Below are 1,796 nucleotides of genomic sequence, written 5' to 3'. Positions count from 1 at the left end.
TAAGTGATATATTTGGCGAAAAAAGTGAAAATCACTAGATTATGGAATAGTGCCATCAAACACAAATCGGTCAAGCTGTTTTAAGTATTTGATATTTCCACAATCTTTGATATAGCACTCCACGGAAGTTGTGGGACAAACGCTTCGTTGACATATCCTTCCAAGATATTTTTTCCTCTCATCGAAAATAAACACATCATGAGCATGGAATATATTTGTCGTCTTCCGTACGCTTTTGGATATTTGAGGAATGCATGCAATATCCTCTATAAAAACCATTAGATCAAAATCCTGAGGATTGGATTTATCTGAAGCCGCTGAGCCAAATAGAGCAACTTCAATTACTCCATCAACATCTCCAACCAGTGAGGTAAATTTTTTAACAGCAAGCTGTATCTGTTTCTGGCGTTCATTCATAATTCCTCAATTCCTCTGGTAGATAGAATACCTCTCCTCTTTTTTCCACAATCCTCCTGCGGATTAATTCCTTCAAAGCATGACTTGCAGTCTTTTCGCTAATATCATATGACGCCATTTGATCAAAAAATTCTTGTTCAGATGAAAATCTCTTCGACCAGAAAATACTGGCTGCCAGGAATAAAGGATCTTTGCCAATATATTGATATTTTTCGATATCGTAATTGAAGACAACATCTCCACCACAAAAATTTGTTCCACATTTTGAGCAACAAAGTTTTATTCTGCTGAAATCCCAGATATAGAAACCACCTTCATCCATATCCCATCTGCAAAGTGGGCATATATGGGTTGGTTCAATTGTTGGGTTCTTTATCATTTTTAGTACCTTAATCTTCTTCCTGTTAAAGGTTTACTATACTACCTTTTTAACAGCATGCCCGATGTAAATAATGTTGGCTAATCCTTATCCCCTCCACAAACGCCGGATGATGCCTCTCAAATGACTTTTGTGCTTCCTCAAAACTCACTTTTTTATAATACCTCGCCTTGGTCTCCTTGTTGTGCCCCCCAACCTTCGCAGACACATCAGCCGCCACTACAGATCATAGTGCCTCTCTCCTGCCTCCCTCAGTCCCATTAACGTGATCAAATGATACTCCCTGCCGCTGGGCTTGATGGACTTACGTCTCTGGATGTTCAAATGCCTTAAGCCGGTCAGCAGACTGGCGGATATAATTATTAATATTGAGTTTAAAAAACTAATACAAAGTAAGATGAAACATGGAAACTATGAATATTCAAGACAATAATCCAATCGTTGAAGCATTCAATTTTGCCTACAATGCCCATAAAAACACCCACCGGAAAAGTTCAACCAGACCCTACATCGTTCGTCCTCTGGATGTTGCTTCCACCCTCATGAAGAATAATGCCCCTGAGCATGTGGTTATCGTGGGATTGCTGCATGATGTTGTAGAAGATGAGGATTACACACTGTCCGATATCAGAGATAAGTTCGGTAATGAGGTGGCGACCCTGGTAGATGGGGCTTCCGGGCCGGAAGAACTGATAAAAGCAGAACGGGGCAAAAGTAAGACCTGGCCCGAGCGCAAGGCGCATACCATTGACTTTATCAAAAATGCAGACAGGGACCTGGAAGCTGCTCTCCTGTGCCGACAAATTAGCCAATATCCGGGATATCGTCAGGGACTATGATAGGCTGGGGGATGGTGTGTGGGATATTTGGGGATGTAAAAGTGTGATGCGGGGCAGGCTAATTATAAACTCGTTTCAATATAGCGATCACCACAAACCCCACACCATGATATCCCCACTCTCAGGCTTGCTGTATTATTCACTCATATCTTCTTATTCCA

3 protein-coding genes are annotated in these 1,796 nt (G+C 41.3%); 1 reads left to right on the top strand and 2 read right to left on the bottom strand.

What is annotated here, in order from left to right:
* Nucleotides 1-39: 39 nt before the first annotated feature.
* Complete coding sequence (locus IBX40_13225; GenBank protein ID MBE0525273.1) at nt 40-417, bottom strand: hypothetical protein; 378 nt, start codon at nt 415-417, stop codon at nt 40-42.
* Nucleotides 410-796, bottom strand: coding sequence for a hypothetical protein (locus IBX40_13220; GenBank protein MBE0525272.1), 387 nt, complete (start codon nt 794-796; stop codon nt 410-412). The genes IBX40_13225 and IBX40_13220 overlap by 8 nt, the downstream gene beginning before the upstream one ends.
* Nucleotides 797-1,209: 413 nt before the next feature.
* Between IBX40_13220 and IBX40_13215 the strand changes: the two genes are divergently transcribed.
* Nucleotides 1,210-1,635, top strand: coding sequence for an HD domain-containing protein (locus IBX40_13215; protein MBE0525271.1), 426 nt, complete (start codon nt 1,210-1,212; stop codon nt 1,633-1,635).
* Nucleotides 1,636-1,796: the final 161 nt, after the last annotated feature.

It is taken from the genome of Methanosarcinales archaeon (assembly GCA_014859725.1).
Taxonomy (GTDB): domain Archaea; phylum Halobacteriota; class Methanosarcinia; order Methanosarcinales; family Methanocomedenaceae; genus Kmv04.
The sequence above is the reverse complement of the archived record's forward strand: the minus strand, read 5'-3'. Positions and strand labels throughout refer to the sequence as shown.